The sequence below is a fragment of the Escherichia coli genome, from assembly GCF_036503815.1.
Taxonomy (GTDB): domain Bacteria; phylum Pseudomonadota; class Gammaproteobacteria; order Enterobacterales; family Enterobacteriaceae; genus Escherichia; species Escherichia coli_F.
On sequence record NZ_AP027764.1, the window covers coordinates 3,657,953 to 3,684,456 of the forward strand.

General features: G+C 50.2%; 25 protein-coding genes. 12 read left to right on the forward strand and 13 right to left on the reverse strand.

Annotated elements, in window-relative coordinates:
* Positions 1–24: 24 nt before the first annotated feature.
* Both decR and cof read right to left on the reverse strand, forming a co-directional pair.
* A complete protein-coding gene (gene decR / locus AABJ99_RS17510; protein ID WP_000884589.1) occupies positions 25–483 on the reverse strand; it encodes a DNA-binding transcriptional regulator DecR in 459 nt (152 codons plus the stop codon).
* A gap of 152 nt (positions 484–635) precedes the next feature.
* Positions 636–1,454, reverse strand: coding sequence for an HMP-PP phosphatase (gene cof, locus AABJ99_RS17515; RefSeq protein ID WP_001353404.1), 819 nt, complete (start codon positions 1,452–1,454; stop codon positions 636–638).
* 99 nt (positions 1,455–1,553) lie between these two features.
* On the opposite strand from cof, the gene ybaE reads away from it, so the two are divergent.
* Both ybaE and queC read left to right on the forward strand, forming a co-directional pair.
* Positions 1,554–3,254, forward strand: a complete 1,701-nt coding sequence (ybaE, locus tag AABJ99_RS17520; RefSeq protein ID WP_039020788.1) for an SgrR family transcriptional regulator — start codon at positions 1,554–1,556, stop codon at positions 3,252–3,254.
* A 64-nt stretch (positions 3,255–3,318) separates the two neighbouring features.
* Entirely contained in the window at positions 3,319–4,014 is a 696-nt protein-coding gene (gene queC, locus AABJ99_RS17525; RefSeq protein ID WP_000817234.1) for a 7-cyano-7-deazaguanine synthase QueC, read from the forward strand.
* Between the two features lie 51 nt (positions 4,015–4,065).
* Here queC and fadM read toward each other — a convergent pair whose 3' ends face one another.
* The 9 genes from fadM to bolA all read right to left on the reverse strand — a co-directional run bounded on the left by fadM (position 4,066) and on the right by bolA (position 14,407).
* Positions 4,066–4,464, reverse strand: coding sequence for a long-chain acyl-CoA thioesterase FadM (gene fadM / locus AABJ99_RS17530; RefSeq protein WP_001194534.1), 399 nt, complete (start codon positions 4,462–4,464; stop codon positions 4,066–4,068).
* Between the two features lie 105 nt (positions 4,465–4,569).
* Complete coding sequence (gene ybaV, locus AABJ99_RS17535) at positions 4,570–4,941, reverse strand: helix-hairpin-helix domain-containing protein (RefSeq protein WP_000680297.1); 372 nt, start codon at positions 4,939–4,941, stop codon at positions 4,570–4,572.
* 150 nt (positions 4,942–5,091) lie between these two features.
* Complete coding sequence (gene ppiD / locus AABJ99_RS17540) at positions 5,092–6,963, reverse strand: peptidylprolyl isomerase (RefSeq protein WP_000969383.1); 1,872 nt, start codon at positions 6,961–6,963, stop codon at positions 5,092–5,094.
* Between the two features lie 191 nt (positions 6,964–7,154).
* Entirely contained in the window at positions 7,155–7,427 is a 273-nt protein-coding gene (gene hupB / locus AABJ99_RS17545) for a nucleoid-associated protein HU-beta (RefSeq protein ID WP_001043542.1), read from the reverse strand.
* 208 nt (positions 7,428–7,635) lie between these two features.
* Entirely contained in the window at positions 7,636–9,990 is a 2,355-nt protein-coding gene (gene lon / locus AABJ99_RS17550; RefSeq protein ID WP_001295325.1) for an endopeptidase La, read from the reverse strand.
* A gap of 187 nt (positions 9,991–10,177) precedes the next feature.
* Positions 10,178–11,452, reverse strand: coding sequence for an ATP-dependent protease ATP-binding subunit ClpX (gene clpX, locus AABJ99_RS17555; protein WP_000130305.1), 1,275 nt, complete (start codon positions 11,450–11,452; stop codon positions 10,178–10,180).
* 126 nt (positions 11,453–11,578) lie between these two features.
* Positions 11,579–12,202 (reverse strand): ATP-dependent Clp endopeptidase proteolytic subunit ClpP, encoded by a 624-nt coding sequence (gene clpP, locus AABJ99_RS17560; protein WP_000122253.1) that lies wholly within the window; start codon positions 12,200–12,202, stop codon positions 11,579–11,581.
* Positions 12,203–12,447: 245 nt separating this feature from the next.
* Entirely contained in the window at positions 12,448–13,746 is a 1,299-nt protein-coding gene (gene tig, locus AABJ99_RS17565; RefSeq protein ID WP_039020791.1) for a trigger factor, read from the reverse strand.
* A gap of 343 nt (positions 13,747–14,089) precedes the next feature.
* Complete coding sequence (bolA, locus tag AABJ99_RS17570; RefSeq protein ID WP_000973448.1) at positions 14,090–14,407, reverse strand: transcriptional regulator BolA; 318 nt, start codon at positions 14,405–14,407, stop codon at positions 14,090–14,092.
* Between the two features lie 304 nt (positions 14,408–14,711).
* On the opposite strand from bolA, the gene yajG reads away from it, so the two are divergent.
* The 9 genes from yajG to AABJ99_RS17615 all read left to right on the forward strand — a co-directional run bounded on the left by yajG (position 14,712) and on the right by AABJ99_RS17615 (position 23,087).
* Positions 14,712–15,290 (forward strand): lipoprotein, encoded by a 579-nt coding sequence (gene yajG / locus AABJ99_RS17575; RefSeq protein ID WP_001295326.1) that lies wholly within the window; start codon positions 14,712–14,714, stop codon positions 15,288–15,290.
* Positions 15,291–15,333: 43 nt separating this feature from the next.
* Positions 15,334–16,809: a muropeptide MFS transporter AmpG gene (ampG, locus tag AABJ99_RS17580; protein ID WP_039020792.1), complete on the forward strand. Its 1,476-nt coding sequence runs from the start codon at positions 15,334–15,336 to the stop codon at positions 16,807–16,809.
* 460 nt (positions 16,810–17,269) lie between these two features.
* A complete protein-coding gene (gene cyoA / locus AABJ99_RS17585; protein WP_001239441.1) occupies positions 17,270–18,217 on the forward strand; it encodes a cytochrome o ubiquinol oxidase subunit II in 948 nt (315 codons plus the stop codon).
* Between the two features lie 21 nt (positions 18,218–18,238).
* Entirely contained in the window at positions 18,239–20,230 is a 1,992-nt protein-coding gene (gene cyoB / locus AABJ99_RS17590) for a cytochrome o ubiquinol oxidase subunit I (protein ID WP_000467180.1), read from the forward strand.
* Entirely contained in the window at positions 20,220–20,834 is a 615-nt protein-coding gene (cyoC, locus tag AABJ99_RS17595) for a cytochrome o ubiquinol oxidase subunit III (RefSeq protein ID WP_000179807.1), read from the forward strand. The genes cyoB and cyoC overlap by 11 nt, the downstream gene beginning before the upstream one ends.
* Positions 20,834–21,163 carry a cytochrome o ubiquinol oxidase subunit IV gene (gene cyoD / locus AABJ99_RS17600; protein WP_000019869.1) on the forward strand — a complete coding sequence of 110 codons (330 nt, stop codon included), beginning with the start codon at positions 20,834–20,836 and terminating at the stop codon, positions 21,161–21,163. Before cyoC ends, cyoD begins: the two co-directional genes overlap by 1 nt.
* 11 nt (positions 21,164–21,174) lie before the next feature.
* A complete protein-coding gene (gene cyoE / locus AABJ99_RS17605; RefSeq protein WP_000971336.1) occupies positions 21,175–22,065 on the forward strand; it encodes a heme o synthase in 891 nt (296 codons plus the stop codon).
* 184 nt (positions 22,066–22,249) lie between these two features.
* Complete coding sequence (locus AABJ99_RS17610) at positions 22,250–22,561, forward strand: DUF1778 domain-containing protein (RefSeq protein WP_001353405.1); 312 nt, start codon at positions 22,250–22,252, stop codon at positions 22,559–22,561.
* Complete coding sequence (locus tag AABJ99_RS17615; protein WP_000227787.1) at positions 22,545–23,087, forward strand: GNAT family N-acetyltransferase; 543 nt, start codon at positions 22,545–22,547, stop codon at positions 23,085–23,087. Before AABJ99_RS17610 ends, AABJ99_RS17615 begins: the two co-directional genes overlap by 17 nt.
* 55 nt (positions 23,088–23,142) lie before the next feature.
* On the opposite strand, the gene AABJ99_RS17620 is transcribed toward AABJ99_RS17615, so the two are convergent.
* On the reverse strand, positions 23,143–24,078 hold the full coding sequence (locus AABJ99_RS17620) for a tetratricopeptide repeat protein (RefSeq protein WP_039020793.1): 936 nt from the start codon (positions 24,076–24,078) through the stop codon (positions 23,143–23,145).
* Between the two features lie 416 nt (positions 24,079–24,494).
* Between AABJ99_RS17620 and yajR the strand changes: the two genes are divergently transcribed.
* Positions 24,495–25,859, forward strand: a complete 1,365-nt coding sequence (gene yajR / locus AABJ99_RS17625; RefSeq protein ID WP_039020794.1) for an MFS transporter — start codon at positions 24,495–24,497, stop codon at positions 25,857–25,859.
* 127 nt (positions 25,860–25,986) lie between these two features.
* Here yajR and yajQ read toward each other — a convergent pair whose 3' ends face one another.
* On the reverse strand, positions 25,987–26,478 hold the full coding sequence (yajQ, locus tag AABJ99_RS17630) for a nucleotide binding protein YajQ (protein ID WP_001138904.1): 492 nt from the start codon (positions 26,476–26,478) through the stop codon (positions 25,987–25,989).
* Between the last annotated feature and the right edge of the window lie 26 nt (positions 26,479–26,504).

A 26,504-nucleotide genomic window follows, 5' to 3' on the forward strand; every position in this document is an offset into this window, starting at 1 on the left:
GTGTCCTGACCTGATTCTGGATATTTATTCGATGGGTAAAGAAGTGGTGTATTTAATCTGTTCCATCGCGAAGCTGGAAGTGACGTCCGACAGCCCCGGCACGCTGTTTACCAGACGCTTATAAAACTCGTCGTAGCGTTTCATATCGGCAACCTGGACGCGCATCAGATAATCGTATTCCCCGGCCATGCGCCAGAACCCCAGCACTTCTGGCATTTCAGTAACCACCGTCACAAAGCGGCAATACCATTCGCTGCTGTGATGTTGCGTTTTTATCAGCACAAAGGCGGTCAGACCGAGGCCAATTTTTTCCGGGTCCAACAGGGCGACTTTGCCGATAAGGATACCGTCATCCTCCAACCGTTTCAGTCGCTTCCAGCAAGGCGTGGTTGTCAGATTAACGGCTTCAGCCAATGCCTGCAAAGAGAGGGTGCAATCCTGCTGTAGTAAGGCCAGCAGCTTACGGTCAATTTTATCTAACATAACCCTTCCACAGAGAATTTCTTTCTCTTTTAATTCTATTTTAAAGGTGAAATCGCGACAATTTATTCTGTGCGGTTTAAACATCACGGCACAAAATGACAAATTCAACGCAAAAAAAACCGGGCAATTGCCCGGTGCTGGAAGGGATCTCGTTATTCGGGGGAATAAGGTAGATGTGGATAGTCCAGCCAGTGCGTCAAATAGTGAGAGACCGCCTGATTTCGGCAATGTCCAATCACCGGTAAATGAGGGAGCTCCGCGCGCAGTTGCGGCATCGCATTGCCCATAATAAAGCCGCTACCGACGCTGCCTAACATTTCGCGATCGTTCATCGCATCACCAAAGGCCATGCAATCGCGCAACGATAAACCTAAATGTTGGGTCAGCACCGTCAATGCAGCGCCTTTATTGCAGCCCACCGGGAGCACTTCGAGGCAATCCGTCGCGGAAAAACACAAATGTGCACGCTCGCCTAATGCTTCGTGTAGTTGGATCTGCAAGCGTGTAAGATCGTCGTGATCGCCACAGAAGCAGATCTTGGTGACGCGATCGAGTGGCATTTTTTTAACATCGATTATCTGATAACGAAAACCGCTATAGACAAATGCCTGCAACAATGCAGGGATCTCTTTTCCGGTAAACCAACCGTCGTCATTGAAGATATGCATGCTGGCTCGGGTATCCCATTGCTGATACAGCACCAGCTCCGCGACATCCGCAGGTAAATCATCACGATGTAAAAGTTCACCTTCCAGAGAATGCACGCGCGTTCCGTTGCCGGTAATCAAATACGCATCCAGCGATAGCGCCCCGAGAATATGCTGCATCTCCAGCGCATGACGACCTGTGGCGAAAGTGAGGGTAATGTCGCGTTCACGCAGTCGTGCCAAAGTAGAGAGTGTTTTCTCACCTAAATGATGGTCAGGCATCAATAAAGTGCCGTCCATATCAAATGCTGCCAGACGAGCCATTTCTTTCTCCACTCTGTGACACGGTTAATAGTGATTGAGTATCACCTGATATATACGGAAGTAATAGTGAATAGTTAAATAATATTGTTCCGGGTTTATATGCGACTGCTCAACCGTCTTAACCAGTATCAACGACTATGGCAACCTTCCGCCGGAAAGCCGCAATCTGTCACTATTGGCGAACTGGCTGAACGCTGTTTTTGCAGCGAACGCCATCTACGCACGCTGTTACGTCAGGCACAAGAGTCGGGATGGCTGGAGTGGCAGGCGCAGTCAGGACGCGGAAAGCGTGGAAAACTGCGTTTTCTGGTCACGCCGGAATCGCTACGCAATGCGATGATGGAACAAGCACTGGAAACCGGTAAGCAGCAAGATGTGCTGGAGCTGGCGCAACTGGCCCCGGGTGAGCTGCGCACTCTGTTACAGCCGTTTATGGGCGGACAATGGCAAAACGATACGCCCACGTTGCGTATTCCCTACTATCGCCCGCTCGAACCGCTACAACCGGGCTTTTTGCCCGGTCGTGCCGAGCAGCATCTCGCCGGACAGATATTTTCCGGCCTGACCCGCTTCGATAATCATACCCAGCGCCCGATTGGCGATTTAGCGCATCACTGGGAAACCTCTGCTGACGGGTTACGCTGGGACTTTTATCTTCGCTCAACCCTACACTGGCATAACGGCGATGCAGTAAAAGCCGCACACTTACACCAGCGGTTATTGATGCTGTTACAGCTGCCGGCACTGCATCAATTATTTATTAGCGTGAAGCGTATTGAAGTCACCCATCCGCAGTGTCTGACCTTCTTTTTACATCGCCCTGATTACTGGCTTGCGCACCGGCTGGCGAGCTATTGCAGCCATCTGGCGCATCCGCAATTCCCCCTGATCGGCACTGGTCCTTTTCGCTTAACACAATTCACAGCGGAACTGGTGCGCCTGGAGAGTCATGATTATTACCATTTACGTCATCCGCTGCTTAAAGCGGTTGAGTACTGGATAACTCCGCCGCTTTTCGAAAAAGATTTGGGAACCAGTTGTCGGCATCCCGTGCAAATCACTATCGGCAAACCTGAGGAGCTGCCACGGGTCAGCCAGGTCAGTAGTGGCATCAGTTTAGGTTTTTGCTATTTAACGTTGCGCAAAAGTCCCCGACTGTCCCTCTGGCAGGCGCGAAAAGTGATCTCCATTATTCATCAATCCGGTTTATTACAAACGTTAGAAGTCGGAGAAAACCTGATCACCGCCAGTCATGCATTACTGCCTGGCTGGACTATTCCACAATGGCAAGTACCGGATGAAGTCAAACTACCGAAAACCTTGACGCTGGTTTATCACCTACCGATAGAACTTCATACCATGGCAGAACGCCTACAGGCGACACTGGCCGCGGAAGGCTGTGAACTTACAATTATTTTTCATAACGCAAAAAACTGGGACGACACGACCCTGCTGACACAAGCAGACCTCATGATGGGCGACAGGTTAATTGGCGAAGCACCGGAATATACCCTGGAGCAATGGCTGCGTTGCGATCCGCTGTGGCCACATGTTTTCGACGCTCCAGCATTTGCACATCTGCAATCGACACTGGACGCAGTGCAAGTAATGCCTGATGAGGAAAACCGATTTAATGCCCTGAAAACGGTCTTTAGCCAGTTAATGGCAGACGCGACGCTGACGCCGCTGTTCAACTATCACTATCGCATTAGCGCTCCACCCGGCGTGAATGGTGTGCGACTGACTCCGCGCGGCTGGTTTGAATTTACCGAAGCCTGGCTTCCCGCACCGTCGCAATGAATAGCTGGTCCGGGTTAATCGCAGGCGTTACCATAACGCTTTTATTGTTCAAGCAGGATTATCTATGAAACGTGCTGTCGTTGTGTTCAGTGGAGGCCAGGATTCCACCACCTGTCTGGTGCAGGCATTACAACAATATGATGAAGTCCATTGCGTGACGTTCGATTACGGTCAGCGACATCGCGCAGAAATCGACGTGGCACGCGAACTGGCGCTGAAACTGGGGGCACGCGCGCATAAGGTTCTTGATGTAACGCTGCTCAACGAGCTGGCGGTCAGCAGCCTGACGCGTGACAGCATTCCAGTGCCAGATTATGAACCTGAAGCTGATGGCATCCCGAATACGTTTGTCCCTGGGCGTAATATTTTGTTCCTGACACTGGCGGCAATATATGCGTATCAGGTAAAAGCAGAAGCCGTAATTACCGGCGTCTGCGAAACGGATTTCTCCGGTTACCCGGATTGCCGCGATGAGTTTGTGAAAGCACTAAACCATGCCGTCAGTTTAGGCATGGCGAAAGATATTCGTTTTGAAACGCCGCTGATGTGGATTGATAAAGCGGAAACCTGGGCGCTGGCTGATTATTACGGCAAACTAGATTTAGTCCGTAACGAAACGTTGACCTGTTATAACGGCATTAAAGGCGACGGTTGCGGTCATTGTGCGGCGTGTAATTTACGCTCCAACGGTTTGCATCATTATCTGGCCGATAAACCGACGGTGATGGCAGCGATGAAGCAGAAAACCGGGTTGAAGTAATTATTCCGGGTGTCGCCGGATGCGGCTTGAGCATCCGGCACCACAAAACGTTTACTTAACCATCTGCTCCAGCTTTTCGCGCAATTCCCCTTCCAGAGCTAATGCTTTCTGCGTTTTAAGATCAATACAAACAAACGTAATAAGCGCATCCGCCACCACCTGCCCTTCCGGCTCCAGTGTAATGACCTGGCTTAAGATGCCGCTTTTACCGTTTAATTGCTGCAACTGACTGGTAATGGTTAACAGGTCGCTTAATACCGCCGGGCGACGATAGTTAATATTGATATTGACCACGACGAAGGCGATGTTATGGGCCGTCATCCACTGAAAACTGTCGCTATTTTCCAACCCATCCCAGCGGGCTTCTTCGAGAAACTCAAGGTAGCGGGCGTTGTTTACGTGCTGGTAAACGTCGAGATGATATCCACGAACTTTGATTTGTGTTTGCATAGCGCAATAACCTTACGTTGTTGTTATAAGAACTGTTATAAGTACAGAGGTCATAACTGGTATGACCTCTTCAGTCTGGCAAAAATTTGCCACTATGCAAATTAATTACAGGGTTAATACCGCCAGATTACGTTCCACCAGCGAATTGCCCATCCCCGGCACCTGCTTGAGATCCTCCACCGTTTTAAACGGACCGTACTCTTCGCGATAACTGACAATCGCCTGCGCCTTCTTCAGGCCAACGCCATTCATCGCGCGGGCTAACTCTTCCGCGCTGGCATTATTAATGCTGACCCGGGTACCTTCTTCGTCACTGGCTTTAGTCGGTACTGCTGCTTTACTTTGTGCTGCAGGAGCTTCCGCTTTGGTTTCTACCGTTGTCGGTTTCGCCGCAGGAGCTGCCGCCAGCGCGCTATGAGACATTCCGGCACAGGCCAGGGACAGGGTAATGAGCAGTGCTTTAATTCCGTGTTTCATACTGTTTTCTCCTTGTTTGTTAACAGTGGAATCACCTTAACGGCAGTGAAAACAGGAAACAAATGGCAATGTTCAGAAATGGAAAAGGCCGCGAAAGCGACCTTTTCTTGTTACAGCTGCAAAGCATTTTTTTGCGAGGCGGCTTCAGGATTATTGCTGTTCCAGCGCATCGCCAATTTTGATTTTCGCCTCTTTACGCAGGTTACTCATCAGAGCTTCAAAGACGATTTGTGCGTTGTTCTGGGTGATACCCTGCACCATCGCTTTTTTCTGCTCTTCCGGCATTGAACCTTGTTTCACTTCGTCCAGCGCCAGCAGAACGACATTGCCTTGCATATCGGTCGCCATACCGTAGCTCGGTTTGTCTTTCGCAGGCAGTGGCAGTGCAAACGCCGCCTGGCTAATCGGATCACGACCGGAACGGCTTAAGGTTTTCGGCTCGCCAAATTTCAGACCGGCGGCCTGCATAGCTTCTGCACCTTTGCCAGCTTTCAAATCAACCAGCAGTTTTTCAGCATCCACTTTCGCCTGTTGTTCAGCTTTGTTGTGCTGAACCAGTGCCTTAACTTGTTCCTGAACATCTGCCAACGGTTTCACCGCTTCCGGTTTGTGCTCGCTGATGCGCAGCACGAATGCGCGGTCGCCGTCTACGGTGATGATGTCAGAGTTGATGCCCGGTGCGCCGTTTTCACCTACCAGACCGCCGTTAAAGATAGCGTCTGCAACCGGCTTAAAGTTCAACTCTTCCGGCAGGTTATCTTTGCTGAACCAACCCGTCTGAGTGGCTTTTACGCCCGCAGCTTGCTCTGCACCGGCCAGAGACTCGGTATCATTGCTTGCTGCATCACTCACTTTCTGCTGCAGTGCGTAGTACGCATCGAGGGCTTTTTCGTGTTTCACTTTCGCCGCGACATCGTCACGCACTTCGTCTAACGACTTCACTTTCGCTGGCTGAATGTCGTCCAGACGTACAATCAGGAAACCGACCGAAGATTTGATGACACCAGAGAGTTGGCCTTTTTCTTTCAGACCAGCATTTTTCAGTTCGTCCGGGATAGTGGCATCTTCTAACCAACCCATATCGCCGCCGTTACGGGCAGAGATAATATCGGCAGATTTTTCTTTGGCTAACGCAGCAAAATCACCGCCTTTATTCAGCTCATCAAGTACCGCTTTCGCTTCATCTTCAGTTTTGGTCTGGATGATGCTGTAGCGGGTACGCTGCGGCTGGGTGAATTGATCCTGATGCTGATCGTAGTAGCTCTGGATATCCGCATCGCTAACCGGTTGCTGCATCGTTGCGGCATCCAGCTTGATGTAACTCACGCGGAATTGTTCCGGCGTCATGAAATTGTTTTTGTTTTGTTCGTAGTAGCTGGCAATTTCCTGTTCGGTCACAGGCTGCTTCGCCGCCAGCGCGTTAACATCGATAGTCGCTTCACGTACCACGCGTTGTTGAGCTACCAGTGCCGCCAGCTCGTCGGTTTCACCTTTCAGCATAAAATCGGTACCGGCAACGCCGTTAATCAGCTGTTGGGTAGTGAGCTGGTTACGTAGCGCCTGGGCGTACTGATCGGCGGTCATCCCCATCTGGTTGAGGATACCGTTATAGCGGCTGTTATCAAATTTGCCGTCAACCTGGAAGGCTGGGGTCGCGAAAATCGCCTGTTTAACCTGCTCATCACTGATACCCAGTTTCAGCTCACGAGCGTACTGATCCAGCAGCGCCTCGTCGATCAGACGATTCAGCACCTGTTGACGCAGGGTTTTCATATAGCCTTCGTTCGCTGCAAGCTCAGAGTATTGATCGCCCAGCTGTTGCTGCATGCGATTACGCTCGCTGTTGAAGGCGTTCTCGAACTGCCCACGGCTGATTTCCTGGTCATTCACTTTTGCGGCGTAGTTATTGCCTCCGCCAATCAGGTAACCACTCACGCCGGTCAATATGAACGACACGATAATGATACCGAAAATAATCTTGAGCACGAGACTGTTTGCAGCCGTGCGTAAGCTGTCCATCATGGTGTAACAACACTCCGCTGTAGATGACTGTGTACCTCACGCAACGTATCGATGCGCGCAAAGGCCTATTGTGACAAGAAACGGGGGCAATTGTCAGCCCACAAGACGCAGAAAGTCACCGAATACAAATAAAAAAGGCACATCAGTAGATGCGCCCTTGAACTTCGTCACATCCCCACTGGGGACAACGCTTAGTTTACCGCGTCTTTCAGTGCTTTACCTGCACGGAAGCTCGGTACTTTAGCGGCAGCGATGGTGATCTCTTTACCGGTCTGCGGGTTGCGGCCAGTACGGGCAGCACGCTCTTTAACGGCAAAAGTACCAAAACCTACCAGTGCTACATCATCCCCTTCTTTCAGAGATTCAGTTACGGAAGCAATAATAGCATCTAACGCACGGCCAGCCGCAGCTTTAGAGATATCAGCCCCTGCAGCAATCTTGTCGATCAATTGAGATTTATTCACTCTTCTCTTCCTCTTTATAATTTATATCGCACTTGAATCCTTCAAGGTACGAACGCGCAGCAGTTATATCAGGCCAGCCATCCCCTTACAACACCCCTTAATAAGGGCAAGCCCAATCCGCCATCTAACTTAGCGAGACAAAAAAAGGCTGGCAAGTCCGAATTAGCCTGCCAGCCCTGTTTTTATTAGTGCATTTTGCGCGAGGTCACTATTTTGCAGTCACAACCTGCATGCCAGACGGTTCATTTTGCAGCGCCAGAGTCAGAACTTCCTCAATGCGTTTCACAGGATGAATGTCCAGATCAGCAATTACGTTGTCAGGAATCTCTTCCAGATCGCGTTTATTTTCGAACGGAATTAACACTGTTTTAATCCCGCCGCGATGCGCTGCCAGTAGTTTTTCTTTCAAACCACCGATCGGCAGTACCTGACCACGCAGAGTGATCTCACCGGTCATTGCCACATCGGCACGAACCGGGTTACCGGTCAGGCAAGAAACCAGCGCGGTGCACATAGCAATACCGGCACTCGGACCATCTTTTGGCGTCGCACCTTCCGGTACGTGGACGTGGATGTCGCGTTTTTCGTAAAAATCAGGGTTGATCCCCAGTTTTTCTGCACGCGCACGAACCACCGTTAACGCCGCCTGAATGGACTCTTGCATCACTTCGCCGAGCGAACCGGTATAGGTCAGTTTGCCTTTACCCGGAACGCACGCAGTTTCAATGGTCAGCAAGTCGCCACCCACTTCTGTCCACGCCAGACCGGTTACCTGGCCGACACGGTTTTCGTTATCAGCACGACCATAGTCGAAACGCTGAACACCGAGGTAGTCATGCAGGTTATCGCCGTTAATTTCGATATGTTTTAATGACTTATCGAGCAGTAACTGCTTAACCGCTTTGCGGCACAGTTTGGAGATTTCACGTTCCAGGCCACGCACGCCCGCCTCACGGGTGTAGTAACGAATAATGCCGATAATGGCGCTATCGTCGACGGTCAGTTCACCTTTTTTCAGTGCATTACGTTCAATCTGCTTCGGCAGCAGGTGACGTTTGGCGATGTTCAGTTTTTCATCTTCGGTATAACCGGAGAGGCGAATCACTTCCATACGATCCAGCAGTGGTGCCGGAATGTTCATGGAGTTTGACGTCGCGACAAACATCACGTCGCTGAGATCGTAATCCACTTCCAGGTAGTGGTCGCTGAACGCTACGTTCTGCTCTGGATCCAGCACTTCAAGCAGTGCGGAAGCCGGATCGCCTCGCATGTCAGAAGACATTTTGTCGATCTCATCGAGCAGGAACAGCGGGTTTTTCACGCCCACTTTCGCCATTTTCTGGATCAATTTACCCGGCATAGAACCGATGTAAGTACGGCGGTGACCACGGATTTCCGCTTCGTCACGCACGCCGCCCAGCGCCATACGAACATATTTACGTCCGGTAGCTTTGGCGATGGACTGACCAAGAGAAGTTTTACCTACCCCCGGCGGCCCAACCAGGCAGAGGATCGGCCCCTTGATTTTGTTGACACGGCTTTGAACCGCAAGATACTCAAGGATACGATCTTTAACGCGCTCCAGACCATAATGGTCGGTATCAAGGATTTCTTGCGCCTGACGCAGGTCTTTTTTGACCTTGCTACGCGCATTCCACGGCACCTGCACCATCCAGTCGATATAACCACGCACCACGGTCGCTTCTGCCGACATCGGAGACATCATTTTCAGCTTCTGCAGTTCTGCTTCCGCTTTCTCTTTTGCCTCTTTCGGCATTTTCGCCGCGTCGATTTTGCGCTTCAGTGCTTCGTTTTCGTCCGGCGCATCGTCCATTTCGCCGAGTTCTTTCTGAATAGCTTTCATTTGCTCGTTCAGATAGTACTCACGCTGGGATTTTTCCATCTGCTTTTTAACGCGGTTGCGAATGCGTTTCTCAACCTGCAGCAGATCGATTTCCGATTCCATCATCGCCATCAGATATTCCAGACGTTCGTTGACGTCGGACATCTCAAGCACGGACTGTTTGTCAGCCAGTTTCAGCGGCATATGCGCAGCAATGGTATCCGCCAGACGCGCCGGATCGTCGATGCTATTCAGCGACGTCAGCACTTCTGGTGGAATTTTTTTGTTCAGCTTGATGTAGCCTTCGAACTGGCTGATTGCAGTACGCACCAGCACTTCCTGTTCCCGCTCATCAATGGTCGGCGACTCCAGATACTCCGCCTTCGCAGAAAAGTGTTCGCCATTGTCAGAGAGCGCAGAAATACGCGCGCGCTGTAACCCCTCGACCAGCACTTTGACGGTGCCGTCAGGCAGTTTCAGCATCTGCAATATAGAGGCCACGGTCCCGACGGTGAAAAGATCGTTTACACCCGGCTCATCCGTTGAAGCTTCTTTCTGCGCGACCAGCATAATTTTTTTATCATGGTCCATCGCCGCTTCCAGACAACGGATAGATTTTTCCCGCCCGACAAATAAGGGGATGACCATGTGCGGATAAACCACCACATCGCGCAGCGGCAATACGGGGATTTCAATGCGTTCAGAACGCTCAGGATTCATAGAGCTCTCTCTTAGTTTAATTTCCGCCAGGTAATCAGATGACACGACTGTGCTTCACGCCATCTATTAACATGTACGTCAGTATATGGGGATGTTTCCCCCACATTCAACGCCGAGAATAGAGGAAAAATTAAAGGGGAGATAAAATCCCCCCTTTTTGGTTAACTAATTGTATGGGAATGGTTAATTATTCACCAGATGCCTGTTGCGCTTCCGGCTTGCCATAAATCAGCAACGGTTTGCTTTGACCATCAATTACCGACTCGTCGATAACCACTTTCTCGACATCTTCCATGGACGGCAGATCGTACATGGTATCGAGCAGTGCGGCTTCTACGATGGAACGCAGGCCACGGGCACCGGTTTTACGCGCCATCGCTTTCTTAGCGATAGCATCCAGCGCCTCGTCACGGAATTCCAGATCCACGCCTTCCAGATTAAACAGCGCCTGATACTGCTTGGTCAGGGCGTTTTTCGGCTCTTTGAGGATCTGAATCAGAGCTTCTTCGCTCAGTTCATTCAACGTTGCGACAACCGGCAGACGACCAATGAACTCAGGAATCAGACCAAACTTGATCAGATCTTCCGGTTCAACCTGCGCCAGCAGCTCGCCTTCACTTGCTTTGTCAGATTTCGCTTTTACCGTCGCGCCAAAACCAATGCCGGAGCCTGTTTCTACACGATGGGAAATCACTTTATCCAGACCGGCAAACGCACCGCCACAGATAAACAGGATCTTAGAGGTATCAACCTGCAAGAATTCCTGCTGCGGATGTTTACGCCCACCTTGCGGTGGAACAGCAGCTACCGTACCTTCGATCAGTTTCAACAGTGCCTGCTGTACGCCTTCACCGGAAACGTCTCGGGTAATGGACGGGTTGTCTGACTTACGAGAAATCTTGTCGATTTCATCGATGTAGACAATCCCGCGCTGCGCTTTCTGTACGTCGTAATCGCACTTTTGCAACAGCTTCTGAATGATGTTTTCAACGTCTTCGCCCACATAACCGGCTTCGGTCAGCGTGGTTGCATCGGCCATGGTGAACGGGACGTCCAGCAGGCGCGCCAGCGTTTCGGCCAGCAGCGTTTTACCGGAACCGGTCGGACCGATCAGCAGAATGTTACTTTTGCCCAACTCGACACCATTGCTGGTATCGCCGTTGCGCAGACGTTTGTAGTGGTTGTATACCGCGACCGCCAGCACTTTTTTCGCCTGTTCCTGACCGATAACGTAATCGTCCAGGTGGTTGCGAATTTCATGCGGCGTCGGTAGCGCACTGCGTTCACGATGCGGTGCAACTTCTTTAATCTCTTCGCGAATGATGTCGTTACATAAATCAACACATTCGTCGCAGATATACACGGATGGACCGGCAATCAGCTTGCGCACTTCATGCTGGCTTTTGCCGCAAAAAGAGCAATACAGCAATTTGCCTGAGCCATCTTTGCGTTTATCTGTCATGGGTCAAAACCTCTTCTTTGTTCTTTGTGCCGCACACGACGACGCAAATGCCATTCTCAGGCGCAAGCCGCTTTATAGCGTTGTGCCGCCCTGGATAAGTATAGCGGCACAGTTGCGCCTCTGGCATCAATTACGATGGGTCAGAATCGAATCGACCAGACCGTATTCCACCGCTTCAGGGGCGGAAAGGAAGCGATCGCGCTCGGTGTCACGTTCAATCTGTTCTAATGATTGACCCGTATGAAGCGCCATAAGTTCATTCATACGCCCTTTAACTTTCAGAATTTCACGGGCATGAATTTCGATATCGGTCGCCTGGCCCTGGTAGCCGCCCAGCGGTTGGTGAATCATCACACGCGAGTTCGGCAGGCAGAAACGTTTACCTTTTGCCCCGGCGGTCAGCAAGAAAGCGCCCATCGAGGCCGCCTGGCCCATGCAGATGGTGCTGACATCAGGCTTGATAAACTGCATGGTGTCATAGATAGACATCCCGGCAGTGATCACCCCGCCTGGGGAGTTAATGTACAGATAGATATCTTTTTCTGGGTTTTCTGCTTCCAGGAACAGCATCTGCGCCACAATCAGGTTAGCCATGTGGTCTTCAACCTGGCCAGTCAGAAAAATGACGCGTTCCTTAAGTAGACGAGAATAGATATCAAAAGAGCGCTCACCACGTGAGGTCTGTTCAATGACCATCGGCACCAGCGCCATATGGGGTGCAAAGTTATCTCGTTCGCCGCTGTATGACATTTCCGTCTCCTGGATAAAATTGAAAAAACCTGCTGTACCGATTGTAACCTTATGGACGGATTATCAGCTAGTCCCTGTGTTATGGGTACGGCATCACCATATTTCAAGCATAACAATCTTTTGTTGTTACGCTAACACCGAAAGAGGCTTTTCGCACGGTTCCATGCAAAATTCATGACAAAAAAAGGCCCACCACCTGGTGGTGATGGGCCTTTGTGCGAATTTAGCGCGTTATGCTGCGTAAATTACGCCTGCTGGTTCATCAGCTCGTTGAAAGTGGTTTCTTTTTCAGTCACTTTCGCTTTCGCCAGTACAGCTTCAACAGCCTGTTCTTCCAGAGCAACATTGCGCATGTTGTCCATCAGTTCTTTGTTTTTGCTGTAGAACTCGATAACTTCTTTCGGATCTTCGTACGCAGAAGCCATCTCTTCGATCAGGCCTTTAACGCGTTCTTCGTCAGCTTTCAGCTCGTTGGTGCGGATAACTTCGCCCAGCAGCAGGCCAACAACTACGCGGCGTTTAGCTTGTTCTTCGAACAGTTCGCGCGGCAGTTCCAGAGCCTGTTTTTCGTTACCGCCGAAACGCTGTGCAGCCTGGCGACGCAGAACGTCGATTTCGCTGTCGATCAGCGTAGCCGGTACGTCGATGTCGTTAGCTTTTACCAGACCTTCGATCGCCTGAGACTTAACGCGGTTACGGATGGCGCTCTTCAGCTCGCGCTCCATGTTTTTACGCACTTCAGCGCGCAGACCTTCTACGGAACCATCTTCAACGCCGAAACGTTTGATGAATTCTGCAGTCAGTTCCGGCAGTTCACGCTCTTCAACTTTCTTCAGGTTGATAGCGAATTTCGCTGCTTTACCTTTCAGGTTTTCTGCGTGGTACTCTTCCGGGAAGGTCACGTCGATGGTGAACTCTTCGCCAGCTTTGTGGCCTTTGATACCGTCTTCAAAGCCCGGGATCATACGACCCTGGCCCATCGCCAGTACGAAATCAGACGCTTTACCGCCTTCGAACTCTTCGCCGTCTACAGAACCGGTGAAGTCGATGGTTACGCGGTCTTCTGCTTCAACAGCGCCGTCTTTTTCTTTCCAGGTCGCCTGCTGTTTACGCAGAGTATCCAGCATGCCGTCAACGTCAGCGTCGGTCACTTCAACGATCGGTTTTTCAACTTCGATCGCTTCCAGACCCTGCAGTTCAACTTCCGGATAAACTTCAAACTCTACAGAGTAGGTGAAGTCTTCACCCAGCTTGTATTCGCCCGGAACATAAGTCGGTGCGCCAGCCGGATTGATTTTTTCTTTAATGATGGCGTCAATGAAGTTACGGCTCATCAGGTCACCCAGAACGTCCTGGCGTACAGACGCGCCATAACGCTGAGCAACGATATTCATTGGCACTTTGCCTTTGCGGAAGCCGTCAATACGTACTTTTTTCGCAACGTTGACCAGCTCGCTTTTAACAGCGGTCTCGATGCTGTCAGCAGCGATAGTAATCGTTACACGGCGGCCAAGGCCTTGAGTGGTTTCAACTGAAACTTGCATCTTGTTACCTCAAAAAATCACAGTGCTCGGTCAACTCTTACCCCGCAAGCACAGGTTGTTGGCTTCGCGGAACCGGGATGTTCTTATAATCAATCACATTCCCTGTTACCAGAATCATCCCGAAAGCATTCAAATAGGACGCGGCATTATAGCGGCATCACTTTTATGAGTCGAGAACGGTTATTGCGCGCTGTCGCGTATTTTTTCACAATTCCCGGGCAATTTTCGTCTGAATGCTGGGCAAAAAGCGCAAAATCCAGACAAAACAAAACGGCCCGCAGGCCGTTTTTCATAAAATCTTTAGCAACATACTGGAAAAGCGCCGACAGTTGCAAATGCGTTTTTACGCGATGCTTCCTGCTCCACGACAGGGAGGAGAGGCAAAGACGGTGTCCTGCAACCCTTCCCACTCCTTAATAGTGTAAGTATGCAGAGCCAGCGCATGAACGGTAGTAGAGAGTTCCTCCGCTAAAGTACTGTAAATCATTCGATGACGATTCAGAAAACGTTCACCCGTAAAACGATCGCTGACCAGCACAACTTTAAAATGGCTTTCAGAGCCGGCTGGGACATTGTGACGATAGCTTTCATCCACTACTTCGAGGAATACGGGTTGGAACGCCGCCCTTAATTTTTCTTCTATCCGCTCACGTATCATCATGAAATATCTCCTCCGACAACGCTGAGATGTCATCCATCCCTTTAAATACTAGCCGCTTTTACCGTTTCCATTGCAGCTTAACAACAAATATTTAGGTTTCGTCCTGGTTTTTCCGTCAAGCGTATGAAGTTTACTGATTTAAAGATTGAAACACAGACCTCGCATCAGCGTTTCTTTTACCAGGGGCGATTATTTCGTCAACATGATGAATTTACATGCCTTACCCACTTCCCCTCGCCGTTGGCAATGTTATGATGGCGGGAATTTTTACCAAACACGCTTAAGAGTCTCTGAGAGCCCGAACATGTTCAAAAAAATCCTCTTCCCGTTAGTTGCTCTGTTTATGCTTGCAGGATGCGCAAAACCGCCAACAACTATTGAAGTTTCACCGACGATAACACTGCCACAGCAGGATCCAAGCCTGATGGGCGTCACCGTAAGCATTAATGGTGCCGATCAGCGTACCGATCAGGCGCTGGCAAAAGTTACCCGCGATAATCAAATCGTTACCCTGACCGCCTCCCGCGATCTGCGTTTCCTGCTGCAAGAAGTGCTGGAAAAACAGATGACCGCGCGTGGTTACATGGTTGGTCCGAATGGCCCGGTTAATCTGCAAATCATCGTTAGCCAACTGTATGCTGACGTGTCCCAGGGCAACGTGCGCTATAACATCGCCACCAAAGCGGATATCGCTATCATCGCTACCGCGCAGAATGGCAACAAAATGACCAAAAACTATCGTGCCAGCTACAACGTTGAAGGTGCGTTCCAGGCCTCCAACAAAAATATCGCCGATGCGGTTAACAGTGTGCTGACCGATACCATCGCTGATATGTCTCAGGACACCAGCATCCACGAATTCATCAAGCAGAACGCGCGTTAATTTCTGCCCTCTGGCCCGGTGCAAGCCGGGCCTGTAGACGCCCATGTCCAGTCAATATTTACGTATTTTTCAACAGCCACGTTCAGCCATATTGCTGATTCTGGGTTTTGCTTCCGGGCTACCGCTCGCCCTGACATCCGGCACCTTACAGGCCTGGATGACGGTCGAGAATATCGATCTTAAAACCATTGGTTTCTTCTCTCTGGTAGGCCAGGCTTACGTTTTTAAATTCCTCTGGTCACCGCTGATGGACCGCTACACGCCCCCATTTTTCGGGCGGCGGCGCGGTTGGCTGCTCGCCACGCAAATCCTGTTATTAGTCGCCATTGCGGCGATGGGTTTTCTCGAACCAGGCACCCAGCTCCGCTGGATGGCGGCACTGGCGGTGGTGATCGCTTTTTGCTCTGCCTCCCAAGATATTGTCTTCGATGCGTGGAAAACCGATGTGCTCCCGGCAGAAGAGCGTGGTGCGGGCGCGGCAATCAGCGTGCTGGGTTACCGTTTAGGGATGCTGGTTTCCGGCGGCTTAGCCCTGTGGCTGGCAGATAAATGGCTGGGCTGGCAGGGCATGTACTGGTTGATGGCGGCGCTGTTGATCCCCTGTATTATCGCGACGTTACTTGCACCAGAACCAACCGACACCGTTCCTGTGCCCAAAACGCTGGAACAAGCGGTTGTTGCACCTCTGCGTGATTTCTTTGGTCGCAATAATGCATGGCTTATTTTGCTTCTTATCGTGCTGTATAAGCTGGGCGACGCATTCGCCATGAGCCTGACAACCACGTTTTTGATTCGCGGCGTCGGGTTTGATGCAGGTGAAGTAGGCGTGGTTAACAAAACGCTTGGCTTACTGGCGACCATTGTTGGCGCATTGTACGGTGGGATTTTGATGCAGCGCCTGTCACTGTTCCGGGCGCTGCTGATTTTCGGTATTTTACAAGGTGCATCTAACGCCGGTTACTGGCTGCTGTCGATTACTGATAAGCATCTCTACAGCATGGGCGCAGCCGTCTTTTTCGAAAACCTCTGTGGCGGGATGGGTACATCAGCCTTTGTCGCGCTGTTAATGACGCTGTGTAATAAGTCATTTTCCGCTACTCAATTTGCCCTGCTCTCAGCGCTTTCTGCTGTAGGGCGAGTTTATGTCGGCCCCGTGGCAGGTTGGTTTGTTGAATCACACGGTTGGTCGACGTTCTATCTTTTTTCCGTCGCCGCCGCCGTACCAGGGCTTATTTTATTGCTGGTTTGCCGCCAGACGCTTGAATATACACGGGTAAATGACAACTTTATCTCCCGCACCGAGTATCCGTCAGGTTATGCCTTTGCCATGTGGACACTGGCGGCGGGCGTCAGCCTGTTGACCGTGTGGTTACTGCTGTTGACGATGGACGCGCTGGATTTGACGCACTTCTCTTTTCTGCCTGCTCTGCTGGAAGTCGGGGTTTTAGTCGCCCTTTCTGGCGTCGTGCTTGGTGGTTTGCTGGATTATCTGGCGCTACGAAAAACGCATCTGACGTAATCTGTAAATATTATTTAGCTGTAGTAATCACTCGCCGTAATTATTACGGCTAAATAAACATCAGCATCGCTTATTAATATTTGTTCTTTTGTGCGGCTTAGTGTTTGGAAATTATTGACGCCATTTATGAATTCTATTTTTTCTTACACGATTCAGCTAATGAGACTTTATTTCCCCACCACCCAGTTGTCACCTTAATGATAATTATTTGTTAAATAAATGTTTTATTTAGCATTGGTTATACCAATTGCCCGCTCAGACTCCTTCTGCACTCCCCTTTCGTTATAACGCCCTTTTGCAACAGCTTCTTAAAATCAACTTGATATGTTTTGCAACATATGTGACCTGACAGCCAAATCCAAGTAACAGGAATTTAATCATGTTTACAGTAATGTAACCTTCCCGTAAAATGCCCACACACTTTAAACGCCACCAGATCCCGTGGAATTGAGGTCGTTAAATGAGACTCAGGAAATACAATAAAAGTTTGGGATGGTTGTCATTATTTGCAGGCACTGTATTGCTCAGTGGCTGTAATTCTGCGCTGTTAGATCCCAAAGGACAGATTGGTCTGGAGCAACGTTCACTGATACTGACGGCATTTGGCCTGATGTTGATTGTCGTTATTCCCGCAATCTTGATGGCTGTTGGTTTCGCCTGGAAGTACCGTGCGAGCAATAAAGATGCTAAGTACAGCCCGAACTGGTCACACTCCAATAAAGTGGAAGCTGTGGTCTGGACGGTACCTATCTTAATCATCATCTTCCTTGCGGTACTGACCTGGAAAACCACTCACGCTCTTGAGCCTAGCAAGCCGCTGGCACACGACGAGAAGCCCATTACCATCGAAGTGGTTTCCATGGACTGGAAATGGTTCTTCATCTACCCGGAACAGGGCATTGCTACCGTGAATGAAATCGCTTTCCCGGCGAACACTCCGGTGTACTTCAAAGTGACCTCCAACTCCGTGATGAACTCCTTCTTCATTCCGCGTCTGGGTAGCCAGATTTATGCCATGGCCGGTATGCAGACTCGCCTGCATCTGATCGCCAACGAACCCGGCACTTATGACGGTATCTCCGCCAGCTACAGCGGCCCGGGCTTCTCAGGCATGAAGTTCAAAGCTATTGCCACACCGGATCGCGCCGAATTCGACCAGTGGGTCGCAAAAGCGAAACAGTCGCCGAACACCATGTCTGACATGGCAGCGTTCGAAAAACTGGCCGCGCCTAGCGAATACAACCAGGTGGAATATTTCTCCAACGTGAAACCAGATTTGTTTGCCGACGTGATTAACAAGTTTATGGCTCACGGTAAGAGCATGGACATGACCCAGCCAGAAGGTGAGCACAGTGCACACGAAGGTATGGAAGGCATGGACATGAGCCACGCGGAATCCGCCCATTAAAGGGGTTGAGGAAGAATAAAGATGTTCGGAAAATTATCACTTGATGCAGTCCCGTTCCATGAACCTATCGTCATGGTTACGATCGCTGGCATTATTTTGGGAGGTCTGGCGCTCGTTGGCCTGATCACTTACTTCGGTAAGTGGACCTACCTGTGGAAAGAGTGGCTGACCTCCGTCGACCATAAACGCCTCGGTATCATGTATATCATCGTGGCGATTGTGATGTTGCTGCGTGGTTTTGCTGACGCCATTATGATGCGTAGCCAGCAGGCCCTTGCCTCTGCGGGCGAAGCGGGCTTCCTGCCACCTCACCACTACGATCAGATCTTCACCGCGCACGGCGTGATTATGATCTTCTTCGTGGCGATGCCTTTCGTTATCGGTCTGATGAACCTGGTGGTTCCGCTGCAGATCGGCGCGCGTGATGTTGCGTTCCCGTTCCTCAACAACTTAAGCTTCTGGTTTACCGTTGTTGGTGTGATTCTGGTAAACGTTTCTCTCGGCGTGGGCGAATTTGCGCAGACCGGCTGGCTGGCCTATCCACCGCTATCGGGAATAGAGTACAGTCCGGGAGTCGGTGTCGATTACTGGATATGGAGTCTCCAGCTATCCGGTATAGGTACGACGCTTACCGGTATCAACTTCTTCGTTACCATTCTGAAGATGCGCGCACCGGGCATGACCATGTTCAAGATGCCAGTATTTACCTGGGCATCATTGTGCGCGAACGTACTGATTATCGCCTCCTTCCCAATTCTGACGGTTACCGTCGCGTTGCTGACCCTGGATCGCTATCTGGGCACCCATTTCTTTACCAACGATATGGGTGGCAACATGATGATGTACATCAACCTGATTTGGGCCTGGGGCCACCCGGAAGTTTACATCCTGATCCTGCCTGTTTTCGGTGTGTTCTCCGAAATTGCAGCAACCTTCTCGCGTAAACGTCTGTTTGGTTATACCTCGCTGGTATGGGCAACCGTCTGTATCACCGTGCTGTCGTTCATCGTTTGGCTGCACCACTTCTTTACGATGGGTGCGGGCGCGAACGTAAACGCCTTCTTTGGTATCACCACCATGATTATCGCCATCCCGACCGGGGTGAAGATCTTCAACTGGCTGTTCACCATGTATCAGGGCCGCATCGTGTTCCATTCTGCGATGCTGTGGACCATCGGTTTTATCGTCACCTTCTCGGTAGGCGGTATGACTGGTGTACTGCTGGCAGTACCGGGCGCAGACTTCGTTCTGCATAACAGCCTGTTCCTGATTGCGCACTTCCATAACGTGATCATCGGCGGCGTGGTGTTCGGCTGCTTCGCAGGGATGACCTACTGGTGGCCTAAAGCGTTCGGTTTCAAACTGAACGAAACCTGGGGTAAACGCGCGTTCTGGTTCTGGATCATCGGCTTCTTCGTTGCCTTTATGCCGCTGTATGCGCTGGGCTTCATGGGTATGACCCGTCGCTTGAGCCAGCAGATTGACCCGCAGTTCCACACCATGCTGATGATTGCCGCCAGCGGTGCAGTACTGATTGCGCTGGGTATTCTCTGCCTCGTTATTCAGATGTACGTTTCTATTCGCGACCGCGACCAGAACCGTGACCTGACCGGCGACCCGTGGGGTGGCCGTACGCTGGAGTGGGCAACCTCTTCTCCGCCTCCGTTCTATAACTTTGCCGTTGTGCCGCACGTTCACGAGCGTGATGCATTCTGGGAAATGAAAGAGAAAGGCGAAGCGTACAAAAAGCCTGACCACTATGAAGAAATTCATATGCCGAAAAACAGCGGTGCCGGTATCGTCATTGCGGCTTTCTCCACCATCTTCGGTTTCGCCATGATCTGGCATATCTGGTGGCTGGCGATTGTTGGCTTCGCAGGCATGATCATCACCTGGATCGTGAAAAGCTTCGACGAGGACGTGGATTACTACGTGCCGGTGGCAGAAATCGAAAAACTGGAAAACCAGCATTTCGATGAGATTACTAAGGCAGGGCTGAAAAATGGCAACTGATACTTTGACGCACGCGACTGCCCACGCGCACGAACACGGGCACCACGATGCAGGCGGAAACAAAATCTTCGGATTTTGGATCTACCTGATGAGCGACTGCATTCTGTTCTCTATCTTGTTTGCTACCTATGCCGTTCTGGTGAACGGCACCGCAGGTGGCCCGACAGGTAAGGACATTTTCGAACTGCCGTTCGTTCTGGTTGAAACTTTCTTGCTGTTGTTCAGCTCCATCACCTACGGCATGGCGGCTATCGCCATGTACAAAAACAACAAAAGCCAGGTTATCTCCTGGCTGGCGTTGACCTGGTTATTTGGTGCCGGATTTATCGGGATGGAAATCTATGAATTCCATCACCTGATTGTTAACGGCATGGGCCCGGATCGCAGCGGCTTCCTGTCAGCGTTCTTTGCGCTGGTCGGCACGCACGGTCTTCACGTCACTTCCGGTCTTATCTGGATGGCGGTGCTGATGGTGCAAATCGCCCGTCGCGGCCTGACCAGCACTAACCGTACCCGCATCATGTGTCTGAGCCTGTTCTGGCACTTCCTGGATGTGGTTTGGATCTGTGTGTTCACTGTTGTTTATCTGATGGGGGCGATGTAATGAGTCATTCTACCGATCACAGCGGCGCGTCCCATGGCAGCGTAAAAACCTACATGACAGGTTTTATCCTGTCGATCATTCTGACGGTGATTCCGTTCTGGATGGTGATGACAGGGGCTGCCTCTCCGGCCGTAATTCTGGGAACAATCCTGGCAATGGCAGTGGTACAGGTTCTGGTGCATCTGGTGTGCTTCCTGCACATGAATACCAAATCAGATGAAGGCTGGAACATGACGGCGTTTGTCTTCACCGTGCTAATCATCGCTATCCTGGTTGTAGGCTCCATCTGGATTATGTGGAACCTCAACTACAACATGATGATGCACTAAGAGCGGCGGTTATGATGTTTAAGCAATACCTGCAAGTAACGAAACCAGGCATCATCTTTGGCAACCTGATCTCGGTGATTGGGGGATTCTTGCTGGCCTCAAAGGGCAGCATTGATTATCCCCTGTTTATCTACACGCTGGTTGGGGTGTCACTGGTTGTGGCGTCGGGTTGTGTGTTTAACAACTACATCGACAGGGATATCGACAGAAAGATGGAAAGGACGAAGAATCGGGTGCTGGTTAAAGGCCTGATCTCTCCTGCTGTCTCGCTGGTGTACGCCACCTTGCTGGGTATTGCTGGCTTTATGCTGCTGTGGTTTGGCGCGAATCCGCTGGCCTGCTGGCTGGGGGTGATGGGCTTTGTGGTTTATGTCGGCGTTTACAGCCTGTACATGAAACGCCACTCGGTCTACGGCACGTTGATTGGTTCGCTCTCCGGCGCAGCGCCGCCGGTGATTGGCTACTGTGCAGTGACAGGCGAGTTCGATAGCGGCGCAGCGATCCTGCTGGCTATCTTCAGCCTGTGGCAGATGCCTCACTCTTATGCCATCGCAATTTTCCGCTTTAAGGATTATCAGGCGGCAAACATTCCGGTGCTGCCAGTGGTGAAAGGCATTTCGGTAGCGAAAAACCACATTACGCTGTATATCATCGCCTTTGCCGTTGCCACGCTGATGCTCTCTCTTGGCGGTTACGCTGGGTATAAATATCTGGTGGTCGCCGCGGCGGTTAGCGTCTGGTGGTTAGGTATGGCCCTGCGCGGTTATAAAGTTGCTGATGATCGAATCTGGGCACGCAAGCTGTTCGGCTTCTCGATCATCGCCATCACTGCCCTCTCGGTAATGATGTCCGTTGATTTTATGGTGCCGGACTCGCATACGCTGCTGGCTGCTGTGTGGTAACACAACCTCTCTATAAAAAAGGTGCTACGGCACCTTTTTTATTGTCTGAGAACAGAGATACGGCTAATAGCCGTATCTCTTGACAGAGTGAGTATATGCACATAAATTAATCATACGGTTGATAGCCGTATTATGCATGAGATCGACTCCCTACGATTTCATTCAGTTAATCAAAGAGGTCATAATGCCTGGAAAAACAGTCGCTCTACCCGATATCGATAAAACGCTGAAAAATGCGCGGGTTGAACTCAAAACCAGTCCCGACGCCAAAAACAAACTTCGTGAAGCTGCGCAAGCCGTTGGGGTAGATTTAAGCGCTTTTATTTTGAGCGCAGCTATGGAACGCGCCGAAAGTGTGCTTGATAACCAACGTCGCCGTGAGCTTTCGAATCAAAGCTGGGAACTGATGAACCAACTCATCGCTGAACCTGCTCAACCGACGCTCGCCCTCAAGGCGTTAATGAAAAGGAAAAACAGCGATGGTCGACAAGCATGAAGAGATTACTCTGCCCATAGTCCTCTCCTGTAATTATCAGTCTGATATTACTTATCCTGGGCAAAAACAGTTTGATTGCGGTAACCCTGTTATCGATAAATTTGTACGCGCATCGCTAAAGAAAAGTGTGCGTAATAGCGACTGTGCTGCTAAAGCACTTATTGACAGACAAAGTGGTGAACTGATTGGCATCTGTACTTTTACGGCATATTCGCTGGAAAAACAACGCGTTTCTGGCGTCCTTCAGGGTTCACAACCTTCAGAGATTGGTGTTGTCAGATTAGTCATGTTAGGGGTAGCGCGGAAATATCAAAAGCGGGGCTTTGGTCAGGACCTACTATGTGATTTTTTTGAACATGTAAAAATAATTCACCGGGCATTACCAATTAAAGGGGTTTATCTTGATGCTGACCCTGCCGCCATTAACTTTTATACTCGTCTCGGCTTTGTTCAGCTTTCAGCGAGGCCCAATGTTTTCGGTGCTGTACCGATGTTTTTAGCGATTCAGCATATTCTCGCGGCTTAGATTATTATCGCCTCCGGCCATGGCAAGTTTTGCCTCAGCCGGAGACTGAGCAGCGTTACCACTTTTGTTCAATTGCCCCCGCTTTCATCAGGTCCACATCCTTGCCTTTAATGGTTGCCGTTGCGGCAACGATTGTGGTCCTTATTGCTGCACAAGATTTTCGTTCAAATTCCGGTTTATAAAGAATAAGCAACGAATTACTGGTAAATGAATCAAGCCGGTAATCTGTAAAGTTAATATCCAGTCGGTTTAAGCCGAAAGGTGCAAAGCCGACCGTTTGAATAGTTTCCTTACCTGACGGACTCTTGATGTTGTACGTAACACGAAGATTGGCCACTTCGCCTAAATTATTGGTTTTGGCAAAGAGGCTATCCATGCAGGAAAAACCTTTATCTAAAAAATTATCCCGCATTCCAGAACGGGTAATCGTGATCACAGGTAACGTATCGTCAACCGTTTTTCTGTCAATCATATCTTTTCGACAGGCGGCCATAAAGTCTTCCGGACCAGCATAAATGTGAACACCCTTATCAAGATATTCTTTCGCTTTACTACAATCCACCTCGACATACTGACCATTGGCGTACATCATGCCCAACCTGGACCATGCTAAATTCACACCGCGTTGCGTAGCCTGATTAAATAACGCATACGCTTTGGCATAATCCACCCGCACCTGTTCACCTTCGTAGTAGATATCCCCCAGCGCTAACGGAGCTTCTTCATCACCTTGTTTAGCGGCTAACTCGAACCATTTAATGGCTTCCTGAACGTTGGGTTTGGTATCGTAGCGGGGCTGATAATATTCCCAGCCTAACAGGCTTTGCGCGTCGACATCCCCCGACTCAGCCATTTTATGCAGTGTCCTTATCACATCGGGGGCAGGCTTTTCACTGTATATGCTGTCATACAATTCATGCGCTTTCTCGCTTGCCAGTGAACCTTGTGAGGCAATTAATAAAATAGCCAATAAACTCTTTTCATTTAACATAAATAACCTTTATGCATCCATCACTATATTTTTCAATATACCTAACCACCAAACATCCACTTCATGAATAAATACACAGCCATAACAACCTCAGGTAATAAGTAAACATTTAAGCTGAAGCAGAATAACCAGCACCTCCAACACCTCTATTTATTGCGATAAAATAACACCATCCTTTAATAAAAAATCACACGCTCATCAACAAATCCGAAAATAATATCATTCGTGGCAGGATAAAATCAGGTGAGCTTTTCATTTGTTATATTTAACACACAAAGTATTAATGGCAAGAATACGAGAGAAGCGCATGCCTGACGTAAAAATCACGCTCTTATGTAATATTTACTCATTAACACTCTGTTTACCCAACATGCGCTCCGCACTACACTATGTGGGCAATTTTTTAAGAGGTGGTAATGAACGATTATAAAATGACGCCAGGTGAGCGGCGCGCGACCTGGGGTTTAGGGACCGTATTTTCATTGCGCATGCTGGGCATGTTTATGGTACTGCCGGTTCTAACTACGTACGGTATGGCACTGCAAGGTGCCAGTGAAGCATTAATCGGTATTGCCATTGGTATTTATGGCCTGACTCAGGCCGTTTTTCAGATTCCGTTTGGCCTGCTCTCAGACCGTATTGGTCGCAAACCATTAATTGTCGGCGGGCTGGCGGTGTTTGCTGCCGGTAGTGTTATCGCTGCGCTTTCCGACTCAATCTGGGGAATTATTCTGGGCCGGGCGTTACAAGGTTCTGGAGCGATTGCCGCTGCCGTTATGGCGCTACTTTCTGATCTCACGCGCGAACAGAACCGTACCAAAGCGATGGCGTTTATCGGCGTGAGTTTTGGTATTACCTTCGCCATTGCGATGGTGCTTGGCCCAATCATCACTCACAAACTTGGGCTGCATGCGCTGTTCTGGATGATCGCTATTCTGGCAACAACCGGTATTGCGTTGACCATTTGGGTTGTGCCCAACAGCAGCACGCACGTACTTAATCGTGAATCCGGGATGGTGAAAGGCAGTTTCAGCAAAGTGCTGGCAGAACCGCGACTGCTGAAACTCAACTTCGGCATTATGTGTCTGCACATGCTGCTGATGTCGACGTTTGTTGCCCTGCCCGGACAGTTGGCTGATGCGGGGTTCCCGGCGGCTGAGCACTGGAAGGTCTATCTGGCGACGATGTTAATCGCCTTTGGCTCGGTTGTGCCTTTCATTATCTACGCGGAAGTTAAGCGCAAAATGAAGCAAGTCTTTGTCTTCTGCGTCGGGCTGATCGTGGTTGCGGAAATTGTGTTGTGGAACGCACAAACGCAGTTCTGGCAACTGGTGGTCGGCGTGCAGCTTTTCTTTGTGGCGTTTAATTTGATGGAAGCCCTCCTCCCCTCGCTTATCAGTAAAGAGTCGCCAGCCGGTTACAAAGGCACGGCGATGGGCGTTTACTCCACCAGCCAGTTTCTTGGCGTGGCCATTGGCGGTTCGCTGGGTGGCTGGATTGACGGCATGTTTGACGGTCAGGGCGTATTTCTCGCTGGCGCAATGCTGGCCGCAGTGTGGCTGGCAGTCGCCAGTACCATGAAAGAACCACCGTATGTCAGCAGTTTGCGCATTGAAATCCCATCGGACATTGCCGCAAACGAGGCGTTAAAAGTGCGTTTGCTGGAAACTGCGGGTGTCAAAGAAGTGTTGATTGCAGAAGAAGAACATTCGGCTTACGTGAAAATCGACAGCAAAGTGACGAATCGCTTTGAAGTTGAACAGGCAATTCGTCAGGCATAAAAAACGAGGCGAATTGCCTGTTGCGCTACGCTTTTCAGGCCTACAAAGTTCCTGAGTGACAAATCTTTGTAGGCCAAATCAAGCGTTCATGCCGCATCTGACATGAACAAAGCGCAGGTTGTCGCGATTAATCGCGGAAGTTTTTGAACTGGAACGGCTGACCCAGATCGCCACCACGTACCATCGCCATGACAGCCTGCAAATCATCACGAGATTTGCCCGTCACACGGATCTCATCGCCCTGAATTTGCGCCTGCACTTTCAGTTTGCTGTCTTTGATCATCTTGACGATTTTCTTCTGGGTCGCGCTTTCAATGCCCTGTTTCAGTTTCGCTTCCACAAACCAGGTTTTACCGCTATGAACGATATTTTCCGGTACATCCAGCGAACTGCCTTCAATGCCGCGCTTCAGCAGCTTGGCACGCAGAATATCCAGCAACTGATTGACCTGGAAGTCGGACTCGCTCAACACTTTGATGGTTTTGCTGGCGTCGTTCAGCTCAAATGAGGCTTCAACGTTACGGAAGTCAAAACGGGACTCCACTTCGCGACTCGCGTTATCGACCGCGTTACGTGCTTCCTGAAGATCAACTTCAGAGACAATATCGAAAGATGGCATCTTTTCCTCTCCCTTCATTTTTGATG